Origin of the sequence: Pseudoalteromonas rubra, from assembly GCF_004212645.1 — a bacterium.
GTDB lineage: Bacteria > Pseudomonadota > Gammaproteobacteria > Enterobacterales > Alteromonadaceae > Pseudoalteromonas > Pseudoalteromonas rubra_G.
On record NZ_PPUZ01000034.1, the window covers coordinates 12797 to 34728 of the forward strand.

The window sequence follows — 21932 nt, forward strand, 5'->3', positions numbered from 1 at the left end:
AAAACATATTGCTAAACAATAGACTACAAATCACAGTAGCTCTCTATTATTTCAACCACAGCACCCACCTGCTGATGCTGCAAAATTGACAAGTGATTGCCCGCTACTTCGTGGCAACGCACTTTGCCGTACAACGCCTGCCAGCCCATATCGGGCGCCAGAGATCGGCCTTCAAACTCATTGGTTTCGCGCGCTTTAATCACACAAAGCGGGCAATTTAGCTCTGCGGGCAACTGCACATCGGCCATCAGCTGACCACGAAACACCGCCTGCAAGCGCTGAAGTTGCTCGGCGCTAAAGTGATAGCCCGACTGCGCCATGGCATCTGCCAGGCAAACGGTTTGTTCCTCAACCGCTTTAGCACCGAGTTCACTAAGCTGCGCCGCACTGAAACCCAACGCAAAGAAGGTATTGAGGTTTTCAAGCATCAGCTTACTGGCCTGCGTGGCGCTGATAGCCACCGAGCTTTGCGTGGGTCTGGGCGTATCCAGTATGGTGACTGATGCCGCTGAGATATTTTGAGAGCCGGTTTCAGAGCCTTCATTCACACTTAAGCGCTGCGCCATTGCCAGCGCAATAAAGCTGCCAAAGGAGTGGCCGACAAGATGAACCGGACCAGAGTGCACCTGCGCAAGTGCCGACAAATAGTGCTGCGCCGTGGCGTCAACTGAGCCGACTACATCGGGGTCGTGCGCCACCACATCCGGTTGCAGGCCGTACACCGGGACTCGCTTATCCAGCCTTTGTACCAGTGACTGAAAGGCCATCAGCAGACCACCGGCTCCGGCTATCAGCACCACAGGTGTCACGCCCGGACTGCCAGCTTGCAGGCACAACAGGCTCTGAAGCGTCTCTGGCTGCTGCTGATTGGCCCGCTGGAAATCACTTAACGCCTGGGCCAGCGCACCAATGCGGCTATGCTGTAGCAATAAGGAAATGGGCACCTGTGCCTGCAGTGCATCGCACAATTCGCTGTGCAGCCGCATCAGCAACAAAGAATGGCCACCTAAGGCAAAAAAGTCGTCGCTCAGGCCCACCCGTGGGCAGTGCAGTAACTCACCAAGATAGTCACACAAATGGCGCTCGAGGGGTGTTGATGGCGCAACATAGTCTTGCGGCTCTGCCAGAGTCAGGATATCTGCCTCTCGCTCGAGTGCTTTTCTGTCCAGTTTGCCGTTGTGGTTATGGGGCAGCGTGGCTCGCGGTACAATCCACTGCGGCACCATGTAGGCTGGCAGCAGCTCGGCCACAGCCGCTTTAAGCAGAGCCACATCTGGCTCATCAGCAGATTCAATAAAGGCTATCAGCTGCTCGTGTTTGACTATCACCGCACAGGCATCAACCCCGCTTTGGGCCAGCAGTGCGCGCTCTATTTCGCTCAGCTCAATACGATAACCCCGCACCTTCACCTGCTCGTCCAGTCGGCCTAAAAAGTGCAATGCACCGTCCACCACTCTGACCTTATCGCCGGTTTTATAGCAGCGCGTTTGCGTATGGGGATTGAGCACAAAGGCTTTGTCTGTCTTCTCCTTATCGCCCAGATAACCCAGTGCCAAAGCAGGACCGCTGATATACAACTCACCGGCAAGGCCGTCCGGCAGCGCCCTGAGCTCACTGTCGAGCACATGTGCCGTTACCCCAGCCAGAGGCAAACCAATGGGCACAGACTCGCCCTGGAAGTGGGTCACATCCTGAAGCGTGGCGGAGATGGTGGTTTCGGTCGGGCCATAAGCGTTAATAACCCGAACAGACGCGCCATAATGTGCCTGCCAGGCCCGCAGTGCCGCGCTTTGCATTTGCTCGCCACCAACGGTGATGATGCGCATTGCACTGCCCAAATCAACTGGATTGACCGCCAGCTGCTGCCAGTAAGCCGTTGGCAGGCTCATCAGACTCAGCTGCGCATGACGCGCCAAGTCCGCCAGCGCCTGACTATTGAGCAATTGTTCCTGCTCGGCCATCACCAGGGTTGCGCCACTGAGTAAGGTACAAAATACTTCTTCGGCAAAAACATCAAAGCTACAGCTGGCAAATTGCAGATAGTTGTCATCTGGCGTAATAGCATAATTGCTTTGCAAAGCAGCCACATAATTAAGCACACTGCGATGCGCCACTTGCACGCCCTTCGGCTCCCCGGTTGTGCCCGAGGTGTAAATCACATAACAAGGCGCATCGCTGTGGCAGGTGCGCTGCACACACAACGTCGGCTGAGCCGATATTTCTGCCTCACACGCAGCCAGGTCTACCACAGGGCAGCCCGGTGTTGCGCCCTGCCAATCCTGCTCTGTCGTGAGCAACACCGCAGCGCTTGCATTGTTAAGCATATATTGCCGTCTTTGCTCGGGCAGCGCGGGGACCAGCGGCAGGTAGCATGCCCCCAGCTTTAGCGCGGCCAAAATAGCAATGATCAGCTGTGGTCCGGGCGCTAAACACACCGCCACCACGGCCTGACCTGCCTGAATACTGTACTGTGACAACAGATAATTCGCGAGCCTTGCTGCGGCGTCATCCAGTTCGGCATAGGTCAGGGTTACAGCGGGCTGCTCAATCCCGGATGGATAGTAGCGAATAGCCGTGCACTGCCCATGACTTGCCCTGACGTGCTCAAACGCCTGTTGTAAGGTGTTATGGTCGATGCTCTGTGCCTTTGCACCGGACAACTCGAACTGTGCCAGCGGTGTAATTTGCTGTGGCTTTATCAGCGGCAACCCGGCCAGAGTCGCTTCTGGTTTAGCCATAAAGACCGCCAGCAGTTCGGTGATTAAAGCCAAACTTTGCTGCGCCTGCTCGCACGTCAGCAGGGCTTCGCGATAGCTGAGGGTCAGCGACAGCTGACTTGCCACGCCAACCACAAAAGTGACGGGGTAATGGGTCTGATCCCGCTCCGAGCAGACTGTGACCTTGAATGGCCCGGAGTCTTGCGCCAGCGGATCGCTTGGGAAGTTTTCAAATACATACAGGGCATCGAACAGGTCACCGCCGTTGTCAATCTGGCTCCATTGCTGGATTTGTGACAGTGGCGTGTGGGCATATTGCGCCAATGATGCCTGTCGCTCTCTGATCTGCAACAGGTAGTCGTTAACCGTCAGCTGCCCAGGGGTATTAATCAACACCGGCTGAGTATTAATATACAGGCCGACACGCTCGGCTACACGAGGCAGAGATTCCGGACGTCCGGATACGGTCTGACCAAACAACACATAGTCACTCTGACAACAGGTGCGCAGCCAGTAGGCCCAGGCGCCCTGGATCACCTGATTAAGCGTTAATCCTCTTTGCTTTGCAAAGTCACTTAGCTGGGCGGTGAAATCCGCGCTCAGTGTTTCTGTTATCTCACTGACGCTGTGGTTTTGTTTGTCTCTGATAGCCAGGTGCTCAGTGAGCAGCGTGGGTGTGTCGACCTGTGCCAGCTGTTGCTGCCAGAACGCCTGCTCAGCGTGTTTGTCGCGTTTATCAAGATACTCAACGTAATCGCGAAAAGGGTCGGCAAGCGTTTGCATCATGCGCGTTTGTACCCGGGCCTGGTAGTGCTCAATCAGCTCGGCAAACAACACCGGCAGCGACCAGCCATCCATAATCATATGATGATACGTCCAGATCAGTCCGTGGCAATGCTCGCCAAAGGGCACCAGTCGCAAACGCATACAAGGCGCGCGTTGCAAGTCCAGGGGCTGTTGATATTCCTGCGCCGCTATCTCGGCCAAACGCACTTTCACCTGTTCATCGAACGGCTGTGGCTCATCCATCTGCAACGGCAAGGCACACTTGTCATAAACCACCTGCACGGGCTGATGTGCGGTGACAAAAAACGCCGTCCGCAAAATTGAGTGGCTGGCAGTCAGCTGCGTCCAGGCGTAGGCGAATGCCTCGGTGTCCAATGCGCCATCCAGCAGCATCACAGATTGCTCCAGATACGCTTTATTGTCAGTGCCCTGGGCGTGAAACCACATCCCCTGCTGTAATGGCGTCATCGGATAAATATCGGCCACACCCTGCCCGGCTTTGCCCATCAGCTGGGTTAACTGCGCGCGGTCAAGCTGCGGCAGTAACGGGAAGTCACTGGGCGTTGGGCAGTGTTCGGTTTGTGCTAAACAGTGAGCAAGCACCTCTTTAATCGCCTGCTCAAAATACGTACTCAGCCGCTGTGCTTTTTGCTCGGTATAATATTCTGGTGCGCATTCCAGCGTCACAGCCAAACGCCCCCCGCTCACCGCAGCGGTAATTTGCAAGGCCGCAAACACCGCATCGGCTTCGCTTCGAAGACTGCCCGTGGGTTCAGAGGCATCACCAAGCAACCCGCTGTGCTCCAATACAGTGTCCAGCTGCCCGAGGTAATTAAAGAAAGCTTGCGTGCGGGTGTCTATCGTCAGTGATGCCCGGACCTTCGGATCTGGGTGGGTATAACACAGCGCACCAAATTCGCTGCCATGGCGGGTCGTCCAGGCCAGTTGCTCTTTAACGGTGCAGATCACCTCGGCCAGCGCCTGCTCAGATTGACCAACCGGGCTGCACATACGCAGCGGGAATAACGCGGTGAGCCAGCCAATGGTGCGACTGGCATCGAGCGCGCCTTTGAGCTGAGCGCGGCCATGGCTTTCAAGCATAACCACCTGCTCTGGACGCTCGTAATAACGCAGTGCCGTCCACTGCCAGGCGCTCAGCAACAGGGTTTGAATGGTACTCTTGTATGCCCGGTTCGCGTCATTTAACAGCTGTTGAGTCTGAGCCGGGCTGAGCTGAATTTTACTGCAGATGGCAGCATTGTGCTTGCTACCCGAGGCGCTGCCCCCCAGTGGCCGCTGGTTTTGTGTGGCTTTCGCAGCTTTCTGCCAGCTGGCAAGATACTGACTCTCGCGGGCCTGCTCTTGCAGATAAAACGCGATGGCATCCAAAGAGGCACTGGCCGGTGGCAAGTGCACAGCCTGAGCGTTTTGCGCCTGAGTACATGCCTGCTCAAGGTCGGCCAGTAAAATACGCCAGGAAACACCGTCAATTATTAAGTGATGGGCAACCAGCAGCAGCCGATTGCTTTGCTCTGTATCGGGCGTGGCAATATGACACACTTTCATTAAGGGCGAGCCATCGAAAGTAAAGCCAGCCTGCGCTTGCTCACTGAGCTCAGCAAGTGCCTCTCGCCATTCTACACCTGAGGCACTGAGGTCGTGACATTGGCACACCTGTTTGCTCTCGAGCTGCTCGCCAATGTACAAGTGTGCATGGTTCCTGACCGTCAGCCGCAGCGCGTCATGACAGGTCAGCAGACCCTGCATGGCATCACATAAATGACTAAAGGAGAGCGATTTATCGACGCTCAGCATGACGGCCTGATTCCAGTGCTCGGGGACTGCAAATGCCTGAGCGAAAAACCACTGCGCAATGGGATGAGGGGTTAATTTACCAACGAAATGCTGCTGCTCGCAGTCGCTCTGCTGTGCACGCCCATCGTCGCTAACAAAATTCGCCGCCAATGCCGCCGCCGTGCTGTGCGAAAAAATATCGGCCACTGACAGGCTAATGCCCGCGGCTCTGGCCCGGCTGGCAAGCTGAATGGCCAAAATAGAATCGCCACCACTGGCAAAAAAGTCATCCTGAGCCTGCATGTCTGGTTTGTTCAGTAAGGTTTGCATCAGCGCTAAAACCGGGTTGTGCCCGGCGTTTGTGGCACTCGGCGTATCTAGCTGCGTCACCTGCTCACCACCTTTCTGCTTTGCCAGCTGCACCAGCGCGCGGCTATCCAGCTTGCCGTGGGCCGTCAAAGGCAGTGCGTCCAGCATCACAAACGCGCTCGGTACCATATACTCGGGCAGTCGTGAGCGCAGCTGACCGCGCAGATGTTCAGCCAGTTCGCTCCGGGACGACAACGACTCTGGCACCACAAACGCCGTTAGTTGTTTATTACCTGGCTGCGTTTGCGTTATCAGCACCGCGCATTCGGCTACGGCTGTAAGCTCGCGTAGCTGGTGTTCAATTTCAGCCAGCTCAATGCGATAACCGCGTAATTTGACCTGCGCGTCGTTTCGGCCCACATAAGCAATGCGGCCGCTGTTGAGTCGCCGGACCAAATCGCCACTGCGATACACGCGCACGCGCTCGCCATTATCCTGAGTGAATTCGGTGAATTGCGCATCGCTCAGCTGCGGTTGATTGAGATACCCCAAAGCCAGCCCTGGCCCGGCAATACAGAGCTCGCCAACCATGCCATCGGGTACACTGCGACCTTGCTCGTCAATAATATAAACCGCACAGTTATCAACCGGCAGGCCGATATCCGGCAGCGCTTCGCAGGGCTGAGCAACCTCGCCCGAGGTTGCAACCACAGAGGCCTCAGTCGGGCCATAGTTATTGATCAATTTAAAGTGATGCTGAGCGCGCACGGGGTTGAGCCGGTCGCCGCCCACCAGTAAGTATTCCAGCTGAGTGGGGGCAAAGTCGGCGTCTGCCAGCATCACTTCGGCGATTGGCGTGGCCAAAAAGCAATGGCTTACCGCTTCACGGCTCAGCACGGCCGATAGTCGCTGCGGGTCATTCAGCTCGTCGCGGCTAACAAAAACCAGCGAGGCATTGGCACTGAGATAAGGCCAGATCTCCCAGGTCGCGGCATCAAAGGCGATGTTGGCCGTCTGACTGCCAACGCTATGCTCGTCCAGCGCAAAGGCACGCTGATGCCAGTGGCATAAATTGCTAAGCCCGCGATGCGGGATCATCACGCCCTTGGGCTGCCCTGTGGTGCCCGAAGTATAAATGACATATGCCAGAAGGTTTGTGTCGATTGCGGGTAACGGCTGCTGCGCATAAACCGCACATTGCCCGGGCAGTTCAGGGCTGTCCAGCCATACCTGTCTGCAGGCCGGGTAAGCGTCAAACTGTCCGGCAAAGCGCGTTTGCGTTAACAGCCACTGACTGGCGCTGTCTCTGATAATATGCTTAATACGTGCCTCTGGATAGTCGGGTGACATGGGCACATAGGCCCCACCGGCTTTAAGCGTTGCCAGCATGGCCACCACTAAGTCTATCCCGGCATCGCAACTAACCAGCACCCTTTGTTGTGGCTTAAGCCCCTGCCCGACGAGATACTGTGCCAGCGTGCAGGCACGCTGCTCCAGCTCGCCAAAAGTGAGTGTGCTGTTAGATTCAGGCGCTTTGATTGCCACTTTGTCGGGTGTCTGGCGTGCATGTCGGGCAAGTTGTTCAACCAGCGTGGTGTCTGGTACCGGATGCGATTGTCCGCTAATGGCCTGATAACGCGCCTGTGTTAACGGGACTTGTGCAATATCCAGCTCGGGGCTGCGAGTAAGTGCGGCCAGCATCACGCTGAATGCCTCGCTCATGCGGGCAATACTGGCGGCATCAAACAAGGCGGTGTTGTAGCACCAACTGAAGCGCAGTCCGTCATCGGTTTGCACCGCACTGAGCTCAATGTCGAATTTGGCCGTCACAGACACCGCCTGCTCAGCCTGTACAGCTATATCAGCCAGCTGTAACTGGGTGTCCAGCTGCGGGTTGAGTGCAAAGCTTAACTGGAATACGCCCTGATGACTGAGGTCGCGTGCCACATTGAGTGCATCCAGGATCTGCTCAAACGGCATCGCCTGATGCGCCTGAATATCCATCAACAGCGCTTTTTGCTGCGCCAATAGCTCGCTGAACGTCATTTCTGGCGTGAAACGCGTGCGGATAGGTAAGGTATTAATAAAAAACCCGACCAGCGGCTGCAACTGGCTGTGCTCACGACCGGAGAATGGCGCACCGATCACCACATCAGCGCTGCGACTGTATTTACCCACAAACAAAGCAAATGCGGTTTGCAACCAGGTAAACAGCGTGATGTCGTTATCACGGCACTGCGTCTGGATCTGCTCGAACTCTTCTGTATTAAGGTGTGCAAGATGCACAGCACCATGATTTGCGGATGTGCGCGTTCTGGCTCTGTCCAGCGGCAACTGATGCAGTGGCGGGGCATCTGCCAGATTAGCGCGCCAGAAGTCTCGGTGTACCTGCAAGGACGCGTCATCCAGGTTAGTGCGTTGCCACTGTGCATACTCAGCATATTGCAGCGGCAAAGGCTGAGACAGCCACTCGGGTAACGGCTGGCCTTTGGCAAAATGCTGATAAAACGCCGCCAACTCAGCGGTTAAAATCGCTAAAGAGTGGGCATCGGCAGCGATATGATGCACATTCACCCGCAATTTGTGTACATCGTCGGCGCATGCCATCACAGTCAGTCGCAGCATCAACCCCTGGCTTAAATCAAATGCCTGCATGGCATCGTCGCGCTGTGCGCTGAGCCAGCGTTGCTGCTGCGCGCGCGGGGTCAGCGAGCGTGCATCAATATAAGTCAGCGGCAGTGCAAAGTCTTCACTGACCACTTGCTGTGGCCCTTGCGCCTCATCCTGTATTATCTTGCTGCGCAGCACCTGGTGGCGGCTAAGAATAGCCTGCCATGCCTGCTTAAATGCAGCCAAATCCAGTGGTCCATTGAGCGTAAAAGTGCCGGGCATATGATACTGCGCCGAATCTGACATCATTTGCTCGACCGTCCACAGCCGCGCCTGTGCAAACGACAAGGGCAAAGGCGCTGAAGTATCAGCTCGTGGAATGTCCGCAGTCAGCGCTATATCGGCGTCGCCCTGCTCTATCACTTTAGCCAGCTCAGCCACAGCGGGATTTTGAAACACATCCTTTAACGTGACTGGCAGGCCATGCACTTCCCTGAGCCGGCTAACCAGCTGAGTAGCAAGCAGTGAATGTCCTCCGAGGCGGAAGAAGTGGTCGTCCAGACCAACCTGCTCAACGCCCAGCAAGGCAGAAAAACACCCGGCAACGGCCCGCTCAGTTTGTGTACCTGGCGCCCGATAGGCCGCCTCCTGGCGCAATACGTCCAGTGCCAGCAGGGCTTTTTTATCAATTTTGCCATTACTGGTCAGGGGTAATGCATCCACCACCACCACATTGGTTGGCAGCATAAATTCGGGCAGTGTGCTGCGCAGATACGCTTGCACCTGAGTGAGCGGTTCATCCAAATGAATGCCACTAGCAGGGACCACAAAAGCGCTGATCCGCGCGCCCTGCTGATCATTACGATTAAGCAGCACACTGACGGCCTGAAGCTGAGGGTGCTGGCGCAGCTGGTTTTCAATTTCACCCAGCTCAATGCGATAACCACGTACTTTAACCTGATCGTCGGCGCGACTGATGTAGGTCAGCTCACCATCGGGCAGAAATCGCACCAGATCGCCGGTTTTATAAAGCTTTTTGTCGCCAGGTGCGGCGAACGGATCAGCAATAAAGCGCTCGGCATTAAGCGCCTCTCTTTGCCAGTAACCCCGGCATACGCCCTCGCCACCCACATACAATTCACCTACCGCGCCCATGGGCAGCAACTGTTGGTGCTTATCCAGTACATAGCATGAGGTGGTTGGAATGGCATGGCCGATATTGCTTACGCCCAGCGCCAGATCAGCCTGTGTGAGGCGTTTAAAAGTCACATGCACTGTGGTTTCGGTAATGCCGTACATATTAATAAGCTGACAATTATCAAAACGACTGGCCCAGGGCTTGAGTTTACCCGGCTGTAAGGCCTCACCGCCAAAAATCACATAACGCACCCGGCATCGTGCCTGCTCGGCCTCGGGCAAAGCGCACACGGCTGATTGCAACACATAAAAAGCGCCCGGTGTTTGGTTGAGTACCGTGACCTTTTCGCTCAGTAAGCAGCGGGCAAAGGCCTGCGTATCCTGGCTCACCGCTTTGCTTACCACCACCAGTTTGCCGCCAAACAGCAAAGCGCCGTACATTTCCCAGACCGAAAAATCAAAGCAAAATGAATGGAACAGGGTCCACACATCGTGCTCATTAAAATCAAATAAAGCAGGCTCAACGTGCAGCAGACGCACCACATGGCGGTGCTCTATCTGCACACCTTTGGGGCGCCCTGTGGTGCCCGAAGTGTAAATCATATAAGCCAGATGCTGCGGCTGAATATCCAGCGCCAGATCATCGCCAATTGCAATACCCCGATAAATCGCATCATCGTCTATGTTGATTATCTGCTCTGCACAGCTTGCAAAACGCGCCTGGGTGTCGTTGTCGACTATCAGCCAGCGACTGCCAACATCATCAATAATGTATTCAATCCGCTCTTTGGGATAATCCGGGTCTATGGGCACATAGGCAGCCCCGGCTTTTAAAATCGCCAGTAAAGTCACCACCATGTTCACCGAGCGGGTAACACTGACCGGCAGCATCGCTTGGGGTGTAATGCCGCTTGCGATCAGTACTCTGGCCAGCCGATTGGCGCGGTTATTTAGCGCCTCGTAACTCAGGCGTTCGCACTCATCGACCACCGCTATCCGCTGGCCAAATTTTTGCACCTGCGCCTCAAACAGGCTAACCAGCGTCTGGCTGGTGTCCCAGTGTGTGTCTGCATACTGGGCATATGCCAAAATTGCCTCGGTTTGCGACTCGCTGAGCAACCCAACTTGTCCAATCGGCGTTTGCGGCGCAGCAACCAGTTGCTCAAGCATAACGGCAAAACTCTCGGCCCAGTGGGCGATGGTCTCGCTGCGATACAGGTCGCTGTCGTACTTCCAGTTGAGTGTCAGTGCATTTGTTTCAATGTCCAGAATGGCGCTCAATTCCAGGTCGCATTTAATGTCAATCTCATCACTGGCCTGGGTTTGCTCCAGGGTGCTCAGGCCGGGTAAATTAAGCGCCTGCGCTGAAGTATTTTGCTCCAGCGTAAACAGGATCTGCACCAGGGGATGGTGGCTCATATCGCGCTCACACTGTAGCGCTTCGACCACTTTATCAAACGGCACCTCACGATGCTCAAACGCCGCCAGGATCAGCTCCTTTTGCTGCGCCAGCCAGGCGTTAAAACGCATCGACTCATCAATACTGGCGGGGATCACCAGAGTATTGACGAACAGGCCAATAATCGGCGTCAGCTCAGGATAATCGCGCCCAAGCACCGGCGTACCAACCACCACCTGCTCGTTTTGCGTGACTCGGCCGATAAACAACATAAAGCTGCTCAGTAACCACATAAACGGCGTGACGGATTGTTGTGCACTGTGGGCCTGAATGTGCCCAGTCAGCGCTGCGCTTAATGTCTGACGATAAACCCGGCCGCACTGGGTTTGCACCGCCGGGCGAACAAAGTCCCCGGGCAGCGACTGAATAGGATCCAAACCTTGCAACGCTTGCTGCCAAAACGAAAGTTTGTCGGCCAGATACTCAGCCGTCAGCGTGTTTTGCTGCCAGCTGGCATAATCACCATACTGGACGCTCAGTGGCGCCAGTTGCGGGGCGTTCTGCAGCCCTAACTCTGCACTGTAAAGTGCCTCAAGCTCCCTCACCAGTACTTGCATCGACGCACCATCGGACACGATATGATGCATGTTAAACGCCAGATAATGGGTCTGCTGATCTGAAATCACCAGCACCCGCAGCAGCGCATCGTGGCTTAAGTCAAATGGCTGGGCCAGAAACTCGCTCAGCTGGTCGCGAATAGCCTGCGCACGGCCCGCTTTGGGCCACACACTGGCATCTCGCCAATCAAACGGAGTGTCGAGCGTGTCGGCCACCTTTACAACTACGCCCTGTTCGCTTTCATTGCTGGCGATAAAGTGACTGCGCAGGGATTCATGACGGGCAATTAGCGCGGCGATACTGGCTTTGAGCGCGGCAATATTCAGCGCCCCGGTGAGCACAAATTCAGCGGGCATATAATACTGGCTGCTGCCTTGCAGCTGCTCGATAAACCACAGTCCCTGCTGGGCAAAACTAGCAGGCAAAGGTCCTGAACGGTCAACGGGTGTAATCGCCGTATGCGACGATTCAGCCGCGCCGCGCTGCTGTTGAAAATACGCGATGATGTCGGCTTTATTCGCCACGATGCGCTGTTTAAGATCGGCCGGGAAATCCCCTTTTTGCTTAAACGCTAATGCCCCGTTTTTTTCATACAAGGTAATGCCCGCACGCAATGCATCCGCGATTAACTGCTCAATTGCTATCAACTGTTCCGTCATTACAAAAACATCTCTTCTGAAGTGTCGTTTTCGTTATCATCCTGAGCCTGCTCTGCCATGGCCTGATGGATCTCAATCCATTGCGCCAAAGCTGCCACTGTAGGGCGCTCAAACAGAGTTCTGACCGACATGCCGACCCCGAATTGTGCCTCAATCAGGCCAATGCATTGTGTCGCCAGCAAGGAATGGCCGCCCAGGCTAAAGAAGTTGTCTGTTACGCTGATTGATGTGCGCGCTAATACCGATGCAAGGATCTCGGCAAGGGCTGCTTCGGTGTCGTTGCGCGGTGCAATCTTCTCAGTCGGCGAGTCGCACTGCGCGCCTAAAGCATGCAGCGCTTTTACATCAACCTTGCCGTTGACAGTCAAAGGCAGTGCAGCGATCAGCACATAGCGATACGGCACCATATAGGCCGGTAAAGACTCGCTGAGGCGCGCCGACAAGGCGCCAGACAATTGGGCATCAGCCAGCACAACTGCGCCGGGCTGTTCACTTTTTTCATCCGGACTCACGACCAGGTAGGCTTCGAGGTTATCGGCCGTTTCATTGAGCAACACCACAGCCTGTTCAATGCGGGGGTCTTGCTGCAACAGCTCAGCAATTTCCTGTGGCTCAATGCGATAGCCCCTTAGCTTCAGCTGGCTATCAAGGCGATGGCAAAACTGCAATGCGCCAGGAGTGCCATCGTCGTTCACCGACCAGCGCACCAGATCGCCACTGCGATAAAAACGCTGCTCACTTTGCTGCGCCCCGACAGGCAGCCAGACAAACTTTTCAGCGCTGAGGTCGTTGCGATTCAGGTAACCCTGCGCCAGGTTATCGCCGCCGATATACAGCTCGCCCGTCACACCCACCGGCACCGGCTGCATTTGCTCATCCAGCACCAGCAAATGAGTATTGGCGATGGGCTGACCAATGGGCACCTGCACCAGAGACTGGCCATGAAGCCGTGCAATTTCCGACTTATCGCAGTGATAAGTGCTGGTGCCTACCGTGGCTTCGGTCGGGCCGTATTCATTGACCCAGATAACATTTGGTAATCGCGCGCTCAGCTCCACCAGCAGTGCAACCGGCAGCGCTTCACCGCCCACAATCACCTTGTGCGGCGCTGCAAAACTGCGCTCGTCCGACAAGCCGCATTGTTTCAGTACAGCAACCACGCCCTGTAAATGGGCCGGAGTGACTTTAAACAGACCGGCAACCTCACCACACAAGCGACTGGCAAGCTGCTTTAACATGCGCTCGTCATCAGCCAGCATGTCGATGCACACACCTTGCAACAAGGCAGGCCAGACGGCGGTTACCGTAGCATCAAACGCCAGCGGCGTGCTCACGGCACTAAAGCTGAGGTTTTCATCGACATACTCATGGCAGGCATGGTCAAGATAAAGCACCAGATTACCCTGAGTGATCGCCACGCCTTTTGGCTGGCCGGTGGTGCCCGAGGTATAGATCACATAGGCCAGGTCTGAATGCTCGCTGCTGGCAAAGTGGTCGCGCACCTGATTAGGCTGCCAACTCTCTGGCTTATCCATCACCAGCACCGACAGCGGTGGCTGCTGCACGGCATCAATGACAGGTTTTAACTGCGCTATTAACGAGCTGCTGGTCAGCAACCAGCTTGCGCCACTGTCACGGATCATAAACTGACATCGGGATGCGGGCAGCGTCGGATCAATGGGCACATAGGCGGCACGCACCTTAAAGACCGCCAGCATGGCCACCAGCTGGTCGCATCCTGCGCTCAGGCACAGGGCAATGCGCGCGCCCGGTTTTACGCCCTGCTCCAGCAGGTAACTGGCCAACGTACTGGCCTTATGCTCGAGCGCCTGATAGCTGAGCATACAGGCATCGGCATCGCGCACCGCAAGCCCGTTTGCATCGTGCTTTGCCCGCGCACTGACCCGCGTGTGAATGCACTGCGAGTCAATCGTTTTATCTGCGCCCTTAATATTCACCAGCTGCTGCTGACGAGACTGGGTGAGCACAGGTAAGCGATGCACAGTGTGCTCCGGAGATTTCAAAATGGCGCCGATCAGCACCTCAAAGGATTCGGCCAGCGCCGCGATGGTGGCGGGTTTAAACAGGGCCGAGCTAAAGTTCCACTCCAGCTCTATGCCATCGCCGTTTTCGATGGCGTTTACCTCCAGATCAAACTTCATCATAGGCTGTTCTGGCGCTTCGACTTCAATGTGCAGCTGCGGCAGCACCAGATCAGTTGTTTCGTTGTTTTGCAGCGCAAACAAAATCTGGAAAACAGGCTGGTGTGCGAGATTTCGCTCGGGCTTCAGCGCTTCGACCAGTTGCTCAAAGGGCAGTGCCTGATGCTTAAACGCATCCAGGATCACCTGTTTTTGCTGCTCCAGCAACTGATTAAAGCTTTGCTCTGACTCAGTGCGCGTGCGTATCACCAGGGTGTTGACAAAGAAGCCAATTAAATTGGCCACTTCGTTGTGCTCTCGCCCCGCAACCGGCGAGCCAATCACCACGTCGTCGGTCTGGCTGTAGCGCTGTATCAACAGTGAAAACACCGTATGCAGCCACATAAACAAGGTGACGCCTTGTGCCTTGCAGTGCTCGTGAACTGCCCGCGTGAGGGCCGCACTGAGCCGTTGGGTATGGCGTAAACCGCTGAGCTGGGCCATGGCCGGGCGAGGATAATCGAGCGGCAACTGATGAAGCGGCGGATAGCCATCCAGTGCCTTCAGCCAATATTGCAAATCTGCCTGACCGCCGTCTTTAGCCCAGGTATTGCGCTGCCAGTAAGCAAAGTCGCCATATTGCACAGCTAAGGGCTGAGTGAGCTCTGCAGGCAGCTGATAGTCGTCTTCTTTGGCAAAATGGCGATAGAAGGCAATGAACTCTCGCACCAGAATCGCCATCGACCAGCCGTCGCTGGCAATGTGATGCATATTAAAATGCACCCGATAGTCGTCTTTGCCAAACTTAACCAGCAAGACCCGCAACAGCAGATCCTGGCTGAGATCAAAGCGGTCGGTTGCATTGGCATGCGAAGCCTGCTGCCAGCGCTGCTGACGGGCACGTTCACCCATTTTGGTGAGATCGAGCTGTGTCAGCGGTAAATCGAACTGACTGCTGACCTGCTGGACAGGTTCAGCTGAGTCCGCGACTTTTACGATCCGCGAACGTAACACCTCATGGCGGGTTATCAGGGCATTGAGCGCTTCGCTAAACGCGGCTTTGTCGAGCGTGCCGCTGAACTTAAATCCGGCAGGCATATGATATTGCGTGCTGGACGCCTGAAGCTGTTCAATCAGCCACAATCTTTGCTGTGCAAACGACAGGGGCAAGGGCTGCTGGCGCGACACAGGCACAATCGTTTGTGCGGCGGCGATTGGGTCACACTGCTCCAGCACCTGGGCCAGCGCCGCAATGGTTGGCGTTTTAAATAGCTGAGGGAGCGTTATCTCCAGGTGTTTCTGCTGGCGTATTTGGCTGATCAGCTTAATGGCCAGCAGTGAATGGCCGCCGAGGTCAAAAAAGCTGTCGTCCAGATCAAAATGCTCCGTCAGCAAAACATCGCTGTAAAGCTGATACAAATAAGACTGCATGGGCGTAAGGGCCGCTAGGTCGATGCTTTTATTGACTCTGGCCTCTCGTTGCTGCGCCAGCGCTTTGAGTGCTTTGCTGTCCACTTTGCCATTGGCCGTGAGCACAATGGCCTCAACGCGATTGAACTGCCCCGGGATCATGTACGGCGGCAGATATTGCGCCAAATGATTGCGTAAATGACTGTCTGGCGGGACTTTGCCGTTAAGGTAGACAATATGAGCCTGCAACAATTGCTGGGTTTCATCGACCGTCACCGCGCAGTCGCGTATGCCATCGAGTTCGCGCAGATAATGGCAAATCGCATTCAAGTCGATGCGATAGCCGCGCAGCTTAATTTGTTCGTCTGAACGACCATAATATCTCAGGTAGGCCAGCCTGCCCTGCTCATCACTGTGCCACTTTACCAGGTCGCCACTGCGATAAAAGCGCACTGGCGGTTGCCCGGCAAAGCTCAGGGTAACAAACTTCTCCTCATTCAGCGCATTCTGGTTAACGTAACCCGGACTCACCACGGCCCCGCCAATCAGCAGCTCCCCGGGTGTGTTGGCCGGTACAGGCTGGTCACATTCATCGACCACCACCATAGCAACACCCGCATTGGGCAGGCCGATTGGTACGTCCGGATGACGTAACGTCGCGTAAGGGTTCAGATCCGGGGTCAGCGCAAACACGCTACAGCCCACCGTTGCTTCCGTTGGGCCATATTCGTTTATCCAGGTGCAGGCTGGCAGCTTTTCGCGCAGCGCAAGCAGTAAATCGGCATCCAGCGCCTCACCGCCGATCACCAGCGTATGAGGCGCACTGTTACTGCCCAGTTCATCCATCAGTGCCTGAACGGCCCGCAAATGCGCCGGTGTGAGCTTAAACAGGCGCGGTCGGATGGCATTAAACAACAGCTCAGTGATGGCCGCCAGCTGGTGCGGCCCCTGAGTCACAATTTCAACCTCACCGCCGCACAACAGCGGCGGCACCAGTGCGGTGATAGTGGCATCAAACGCTAAAGGCGTGCTCACCACCGCCAGCGGCAAGGTTGTATCGGCATCCAGATAGGTATCCATGGCATGAGATAAATACACATTCAGGTTGCCATGGGTGATCATCACGCCCTTTGGCCGCCCGGTAGAGCCCGAGGTGTAAATGATATAGCACAAGCGCTGTGCATCCGTGAGCGTTGATTCTCCCAGCTCTTCGACGCCAGGCACGGACACCGGATAACCGGAAAAGTTAGACTCAACGTCAAATAAATCATCCAGAAACAGAAAGTCGGTGGCACTTTCGATTAGTTTCTCGGTGTCATCGCTGAGTGCCAGTATCATAACAATATCAGCATCTTCAACGATGTAAGACAGGGGTTTTTCCGGTGTGTCGTAGTGTAAAGGCACATAGACATGGCGGGCTTTAAGAATAGCCAGTACCGCAATAACCATGGCGGGGCCGGAGGGCAATAACAGCGCCAGGCGGCTTTGTTCTTCAAACCCCATCTCAAGCAGGCAGTGCGCCAACTGATTCGCCCTTTGTTCTACTTCAAGGTAAGTATAGGATTCGCCGTTACACCGCAACGCAACACTGTGTGGCTGGAGCTCGGCAATGGCACTGAAATGGTGGTGCCAGCCAATATCGCTGCCTGGCTCGTGGTTTTGTGGCGCACTGAATGCAAGTAGTTGCGTCAGCTGGTTCGCATCAACCAGACTATGGGCACCAATGCGCTGCTGCGGCGCATCCAAACAAGCGCCCAGTAACTGAGTATACTGGCGGGCAAACGACTCAATGCTGTGCTCCTGCCACAAGGCGCTGTCGTATAGCCATTCAACGGCAATGGTATCGCCGCAGTCAATCACAGACACTTCCAGGTCCAGCTTAGCGCTGCGCACGCCGGTATCATTCACCGTGACATCCAGCCCATCCAGTTGTAGCGCTTCATTAACTTGGTTGTTAACCCGGAACACTACCTGGATCAGCGGATGAATGCCTAAACTTCGCTCGCTGTTGAGTGCCTCGACCAGAGCATCAAAGGGAATATGCTGATGATTAAGCGCACTGTGCAGGGTCTTGCTACTCTGTGTCAGTGCATCGCTAAAACTCATATCGGGCTTGATGTGATGGCGCAGCACCAGTGTATTGATAAAATTACCAATCACAGCTTCCAGCTCGCTGAACTCACGACCGGCAACCGGTGTGCCCAGAGCAATATCGGATTGGCCAGACAGACGGCTCATCCACAGTGCAAAAGCACACTCCAGTACCGCAAACAGGGTTTGTCCGCTGCGGGCAACAAAGCCGCGCAAGGTCCGGCTTAGCTTTGCTGGCAATTCGTAGCAGTACAAAGCACCGCCGCTGATCACCTTATTCTCTCTGGGGTTATCCTGAGGCAGCTCATGCACTTTGGGCAAATCTGTCAGTTGCTTTTGCCAGTAGGCTAAACTGGTTTGCCACTGAGGCAAGGTGGCCAGATTGCGCTGCCAGTGCACATAATCTATATAACTGTGTGTCAGACTGCCCGTCTCATGCGGCTTACCTGCACAGGCACTGCGATAGGCGGCTTCTAACGCACGACATAACACGCCGATTGACCAGCCATCCGAAACAATATGATGCATAGTGACGACCAGCACAGACAGTTGTGCATCGAGTTGCAACAACTGAGCCCGCAGCAACAAGTCCCGGCTCAGGTCGAACCCGGTATGATAATCCTCGGCCAGTAACTGACGCAGCGTATCGGCCTGCTGTTCATCATCGAGCTCACTTAAATCGCGTTGTTTGAGCACAAAGTTCAGCGTGTCATTAAAGGACTGAACGGCCTCGCCCTGGGCGTTTTGAGCATAATTAAAGCGCAAAATGCTGTGCTGTTGAACCACCTGCTCAAAGGCCTGTGACAGCGCCGCAATATTGAGCGCGCCTTTAATGGTAAAGGCGCCCTGCAAGTTGTATTGCTTACTGTGGCCCTGCATCTGATCCACAAACCAGATCCGCTGCTGGGCAAAAGACAAGGGGTGCTCACCTGCCTGTTCAACCGTCACCAAGGTGTTACCCAGATGGATATCCTGCGCCAGTAAACAGCGCTCCAGCTTGGCAACCGTGGGATTGGCAAAAATGGTTTGCAGCGACAACACCCGTTCAAACCTGGCGCGAATATGATTGGCAAGTCGCATGGCCAGTAAAGAGTGGCCGCCGATTGAAAAGAAGTCGTCATCAGCAGAGATTTGCGCTACACCGGTTAATTCACTGAACAAGGCGGCTAACTGCTGCTGTAGTTGTGTTTCAGGTGGCGTGTACTGGCGCTCGTCACATACAGGCAGTGCAGCCAGCTGTTTACGGTCGACCTTACCATTACCCAGCACCGGCAGCTGCGCCAGCGCCTTGAAGTGGCTAGGGATCATAACCTGAGGTAAAAGTGCACCGAGTGCATCACGCAAACTGGCCGAGGTGACCGCCTCTTGAGCTGCAACATAATAAGCCGCTAAGGTGTCAATACCCGCCTGTTTACGTGCAATCACAGCAGCAGCTTTTACCCCTGGCAGGGCCGCCAGCTTAGCTTCAATTTCACTGATATCGACACGATAGCCGCGGATCTTGGGTTGATTATCCAGCCTGCCCAAGTATTGCAGCTCTACCTGGTGCGTTAACCGAACCCGGTCGCCGGAGCGATAAAACCGTGCAGACTGCCCATTTTGGGTCTGACATTGCACAAAATAGCGCTCGCTCAGCTGGGGCGCACGCACATAACCGCTGGCCAGTGACGCACCACCAATGTAAAGCTCGCCAGGCATACCCAGCGGGACTGGCTGCCCCTGCGTGTTCAGCACTAAAACGCTGACATGGGCCAGCGGCTTGCCAATGGGGTAATGCTCAATGCGCGGATCCGGGCGCTTAGCAATCGTATGCGTGGTCACCCCGATACAGGTTTCGCTGGGACCATAGTGGTTGACTATGTGGGCTGTGGGATAGTGCTCCTGTAACTCGGCGACTAAGGTCACATCCAGCGCCTCGCCGCCTAAGATCCACTGTTCAATTGCCGGCAGGTGCCCACCCTGCGCTGCAATTTGCGGCAATAATTCGCGGGCGAATGATGGCGTTATCTTCAGCAGGTTCACCTGCTGCTCCGTGAGCATGTCGACCAGTTGTTGCGGCTCTGGCAGCGCACGCGTCCCGGGCATGACCACAGTGCCGCCCTGCGCGAGAACAGGATAAATGCCAGTCAGGCACAGATCGGTCGCAAGCCCGGTCACAATACCGGCGCGTGTGTGGCCCGAAAATTCGATACGATGAGTAACAGACTCGCAGTAGCTGGCCAGTGCGCCATGACTGATTGCCACCCCTTTTGGTTTGCCCGTCGACCCGGACGTGAAGATCACATAAGCCAGCTCATCGGCGTTTAACTCTTTTGCCGCATCCAGCGCTTGAGCAGTCGTGTTACGCTGTAGCAGCTGCTGATACTCCCACACCACCATTTCGCGCTCATTGAGTGCAGCTTGTGCCTGTGTTGTCATTGCCTGGGCATCACAGACTACCAGGGTACGGCAACCGGCCTGCTCCATGATTTCGATGATCCGCTGAACCGGCGTATCCTGCTCTATGGGCAGATAAGCGGCTTTGGCACGCATCACGCCAAGTAAAGCAACCAGACTCTGTACGTTACGACTGACCAGCACGGCAACCACAGTGTTGCCCGGGGCAACATCATTGAGCGCAGCGGAAAAGTTGGCGGTTTGCGTGGCTAATTCGGCATAACTCACAGACTGAGTCGGGTCATTAGCGGCAACAATTGCGGGGTGTGTGGGTTTAGCCTGACTGTGCGCCAGAATTTGCGGGAACAGCAAAGGGGCAGTGCTCGCATCCGGCATGGTGCCAAGCAGCAGCTGCGCGGCATCAACTGAAGGCAGTCTAACCTCTTCGAGCAACTGGGCCGGGTTATCACTGAGCGTACTCAACAAGGCCTGAAAATCATCGGCAATCTGAGCAATCAGCTGCGGCGCAAACAGATCTACGTTGTACTCAATTTCTGCAACCATGCCTGCATGATGCGTACTCAGATTTAATGTCAGGTCAAACTTGGCACTGTGGTTATTGAGTGTGAATAGCTGCGCTTCCAGCTCCCCAGCACGCAAGGGTTCTGGCGGCACAGCGTCATAATTAAACAGCACAGTAAACAGCCGGGATGTACCGGCCAGCTTTGCCAGTGCGTCCTGCGATACGCTTTGATTGTCGAGCGCTTGCCTTATCTGAGCCTGAGTGCAGTTGGTCAATTCGCTAAACCGCATATCGCCATTGAGCTGCTGGCGCAGCGGTAAAGTATGGATAAAACAGCCGATCATCGACTCGAATTCGCTATGCTCGCGGCCCAGCACAGGCACGCCTACCGTAATATCCTGCTGCTGGCTGTAGCGATGAAGTAGCACATAAAAAACACTCAGCAGCGCAGAAAATGGTGTCACCCCCAGCTGCTGACAACTGTGTTCAAAACGCTGACACGGTGCCTCTTCCAGTTTAAATGAATGGCTTGCCCCGCGAAACGAGGCCTCAGCCTGTCTGGTATAGCTGGTCGGCAATGAAAACGCCGAGAAGTCGGCGAGTTGCTGTTGCCAGTAAGCATGCTGTTGCTGGTAACGCTCGGACTGAACAAAGCGCTTTTCCCAGTGTACATAATCCAGATATTGCAGCGGCGCGGCCTGTTTTGGTGCTTGTGTCTGTAACACATCCAGCAATTCGTTGACCAGTAACCGCACCGACCAGCCATCTGCCACAAGGTGATGCAGCATCAGATAGACCCACTGCCCCTCATTTGCGTCAGGCTCGCAGATCAAAGCGCCGCGGATCGGCAGCGATTTTTGCAGGTCAAACCCTTGGCGCAACAGCGGTTGTAACTCATTTTCAATCCGCGCCTGGGTCAGCGGCGCTGGCACCGATAGCTGCGCTAAGGTTAAAGACAGCTCGGTATTAACGCGCTGGCATCCGCCCTGCTCTGTGGCAAAAAACTGGCTGCGTAAAATATCATGGCGGACAAGCAGAGTATTCAGTGCCTCTTCAAGCTGCGCCTTGCCAACCGGCTGCGACAGCCTGAGCAACCCGGCCATGGTGTAGGCCACTTCACCACCATGGTACTGGTCGATAAGCCAGATCCCTTGCTGAGACGCAGACAACGCGCCCTGTTTTTGATGGTGCGCCTGCATATACGCAATCAGCGCCGGCTTATTGGCTTTAATTTTATTGAGCTGCGCTGCAGGCACAGTGGCAAGGTGAGTGCGCAGTTTCAGGCGACCCTCTTGCAAATAAACATAAATCCCCTGACCATCCAGTTCGGCCAATAATGCTTCAATTGCTGAATTTTCCATA

At 55.2% G+C, this 21932-nt stretch carries 2 protein-coding genes; both read right to left on the reverse strand.

Translation table 11 applies throughout. The features are described from left to right. Window positions 1-23: 23 nt before the first annotated feature. Window positions 24-12029, reverse strand: coding sequence for a non-ribosomal peptide synthetase (locus C3B51_RS12830; RefSeq protein WP_130245281.1), 12006 nt, complete (start codon window positions 12027-12029; stop codon window positions 24-26). After that, window positions 12029-21931: a non-ribosomal peptide synthetase gene (locus C3B51_RS12835; protein ID WP_130245282.1), complete on the reverse strand. Its 9903-nt coding sequence runs from the start codon at window positions 21929-21931 to the stop codon at window positions 12029-12031. Before C3B51_RS12835 ends, C3B51_RS12830 begins: the two co-directional genes overlap by 1 nt. Window position 21932: the final 1 nt, after the last annotated feature.

Excerpts from the sequence above, each read along its gene's own strand:
- C3B51_RS12830 (WP_130245281.1), bottom strand. The coding sequence starts at position 12,029 with ATGACGGAACAGTTGATAGCAATTGAGCAGTTAATCGCGGATGCATTG.
- C3B51_RS12835 (WP_130245282.1), bottom strand. The coding sequence starts at position 21,931 with ATGGAAAATTCAGCAATTGAAGCATTATTGGCCGAACTGGATGGTCAG.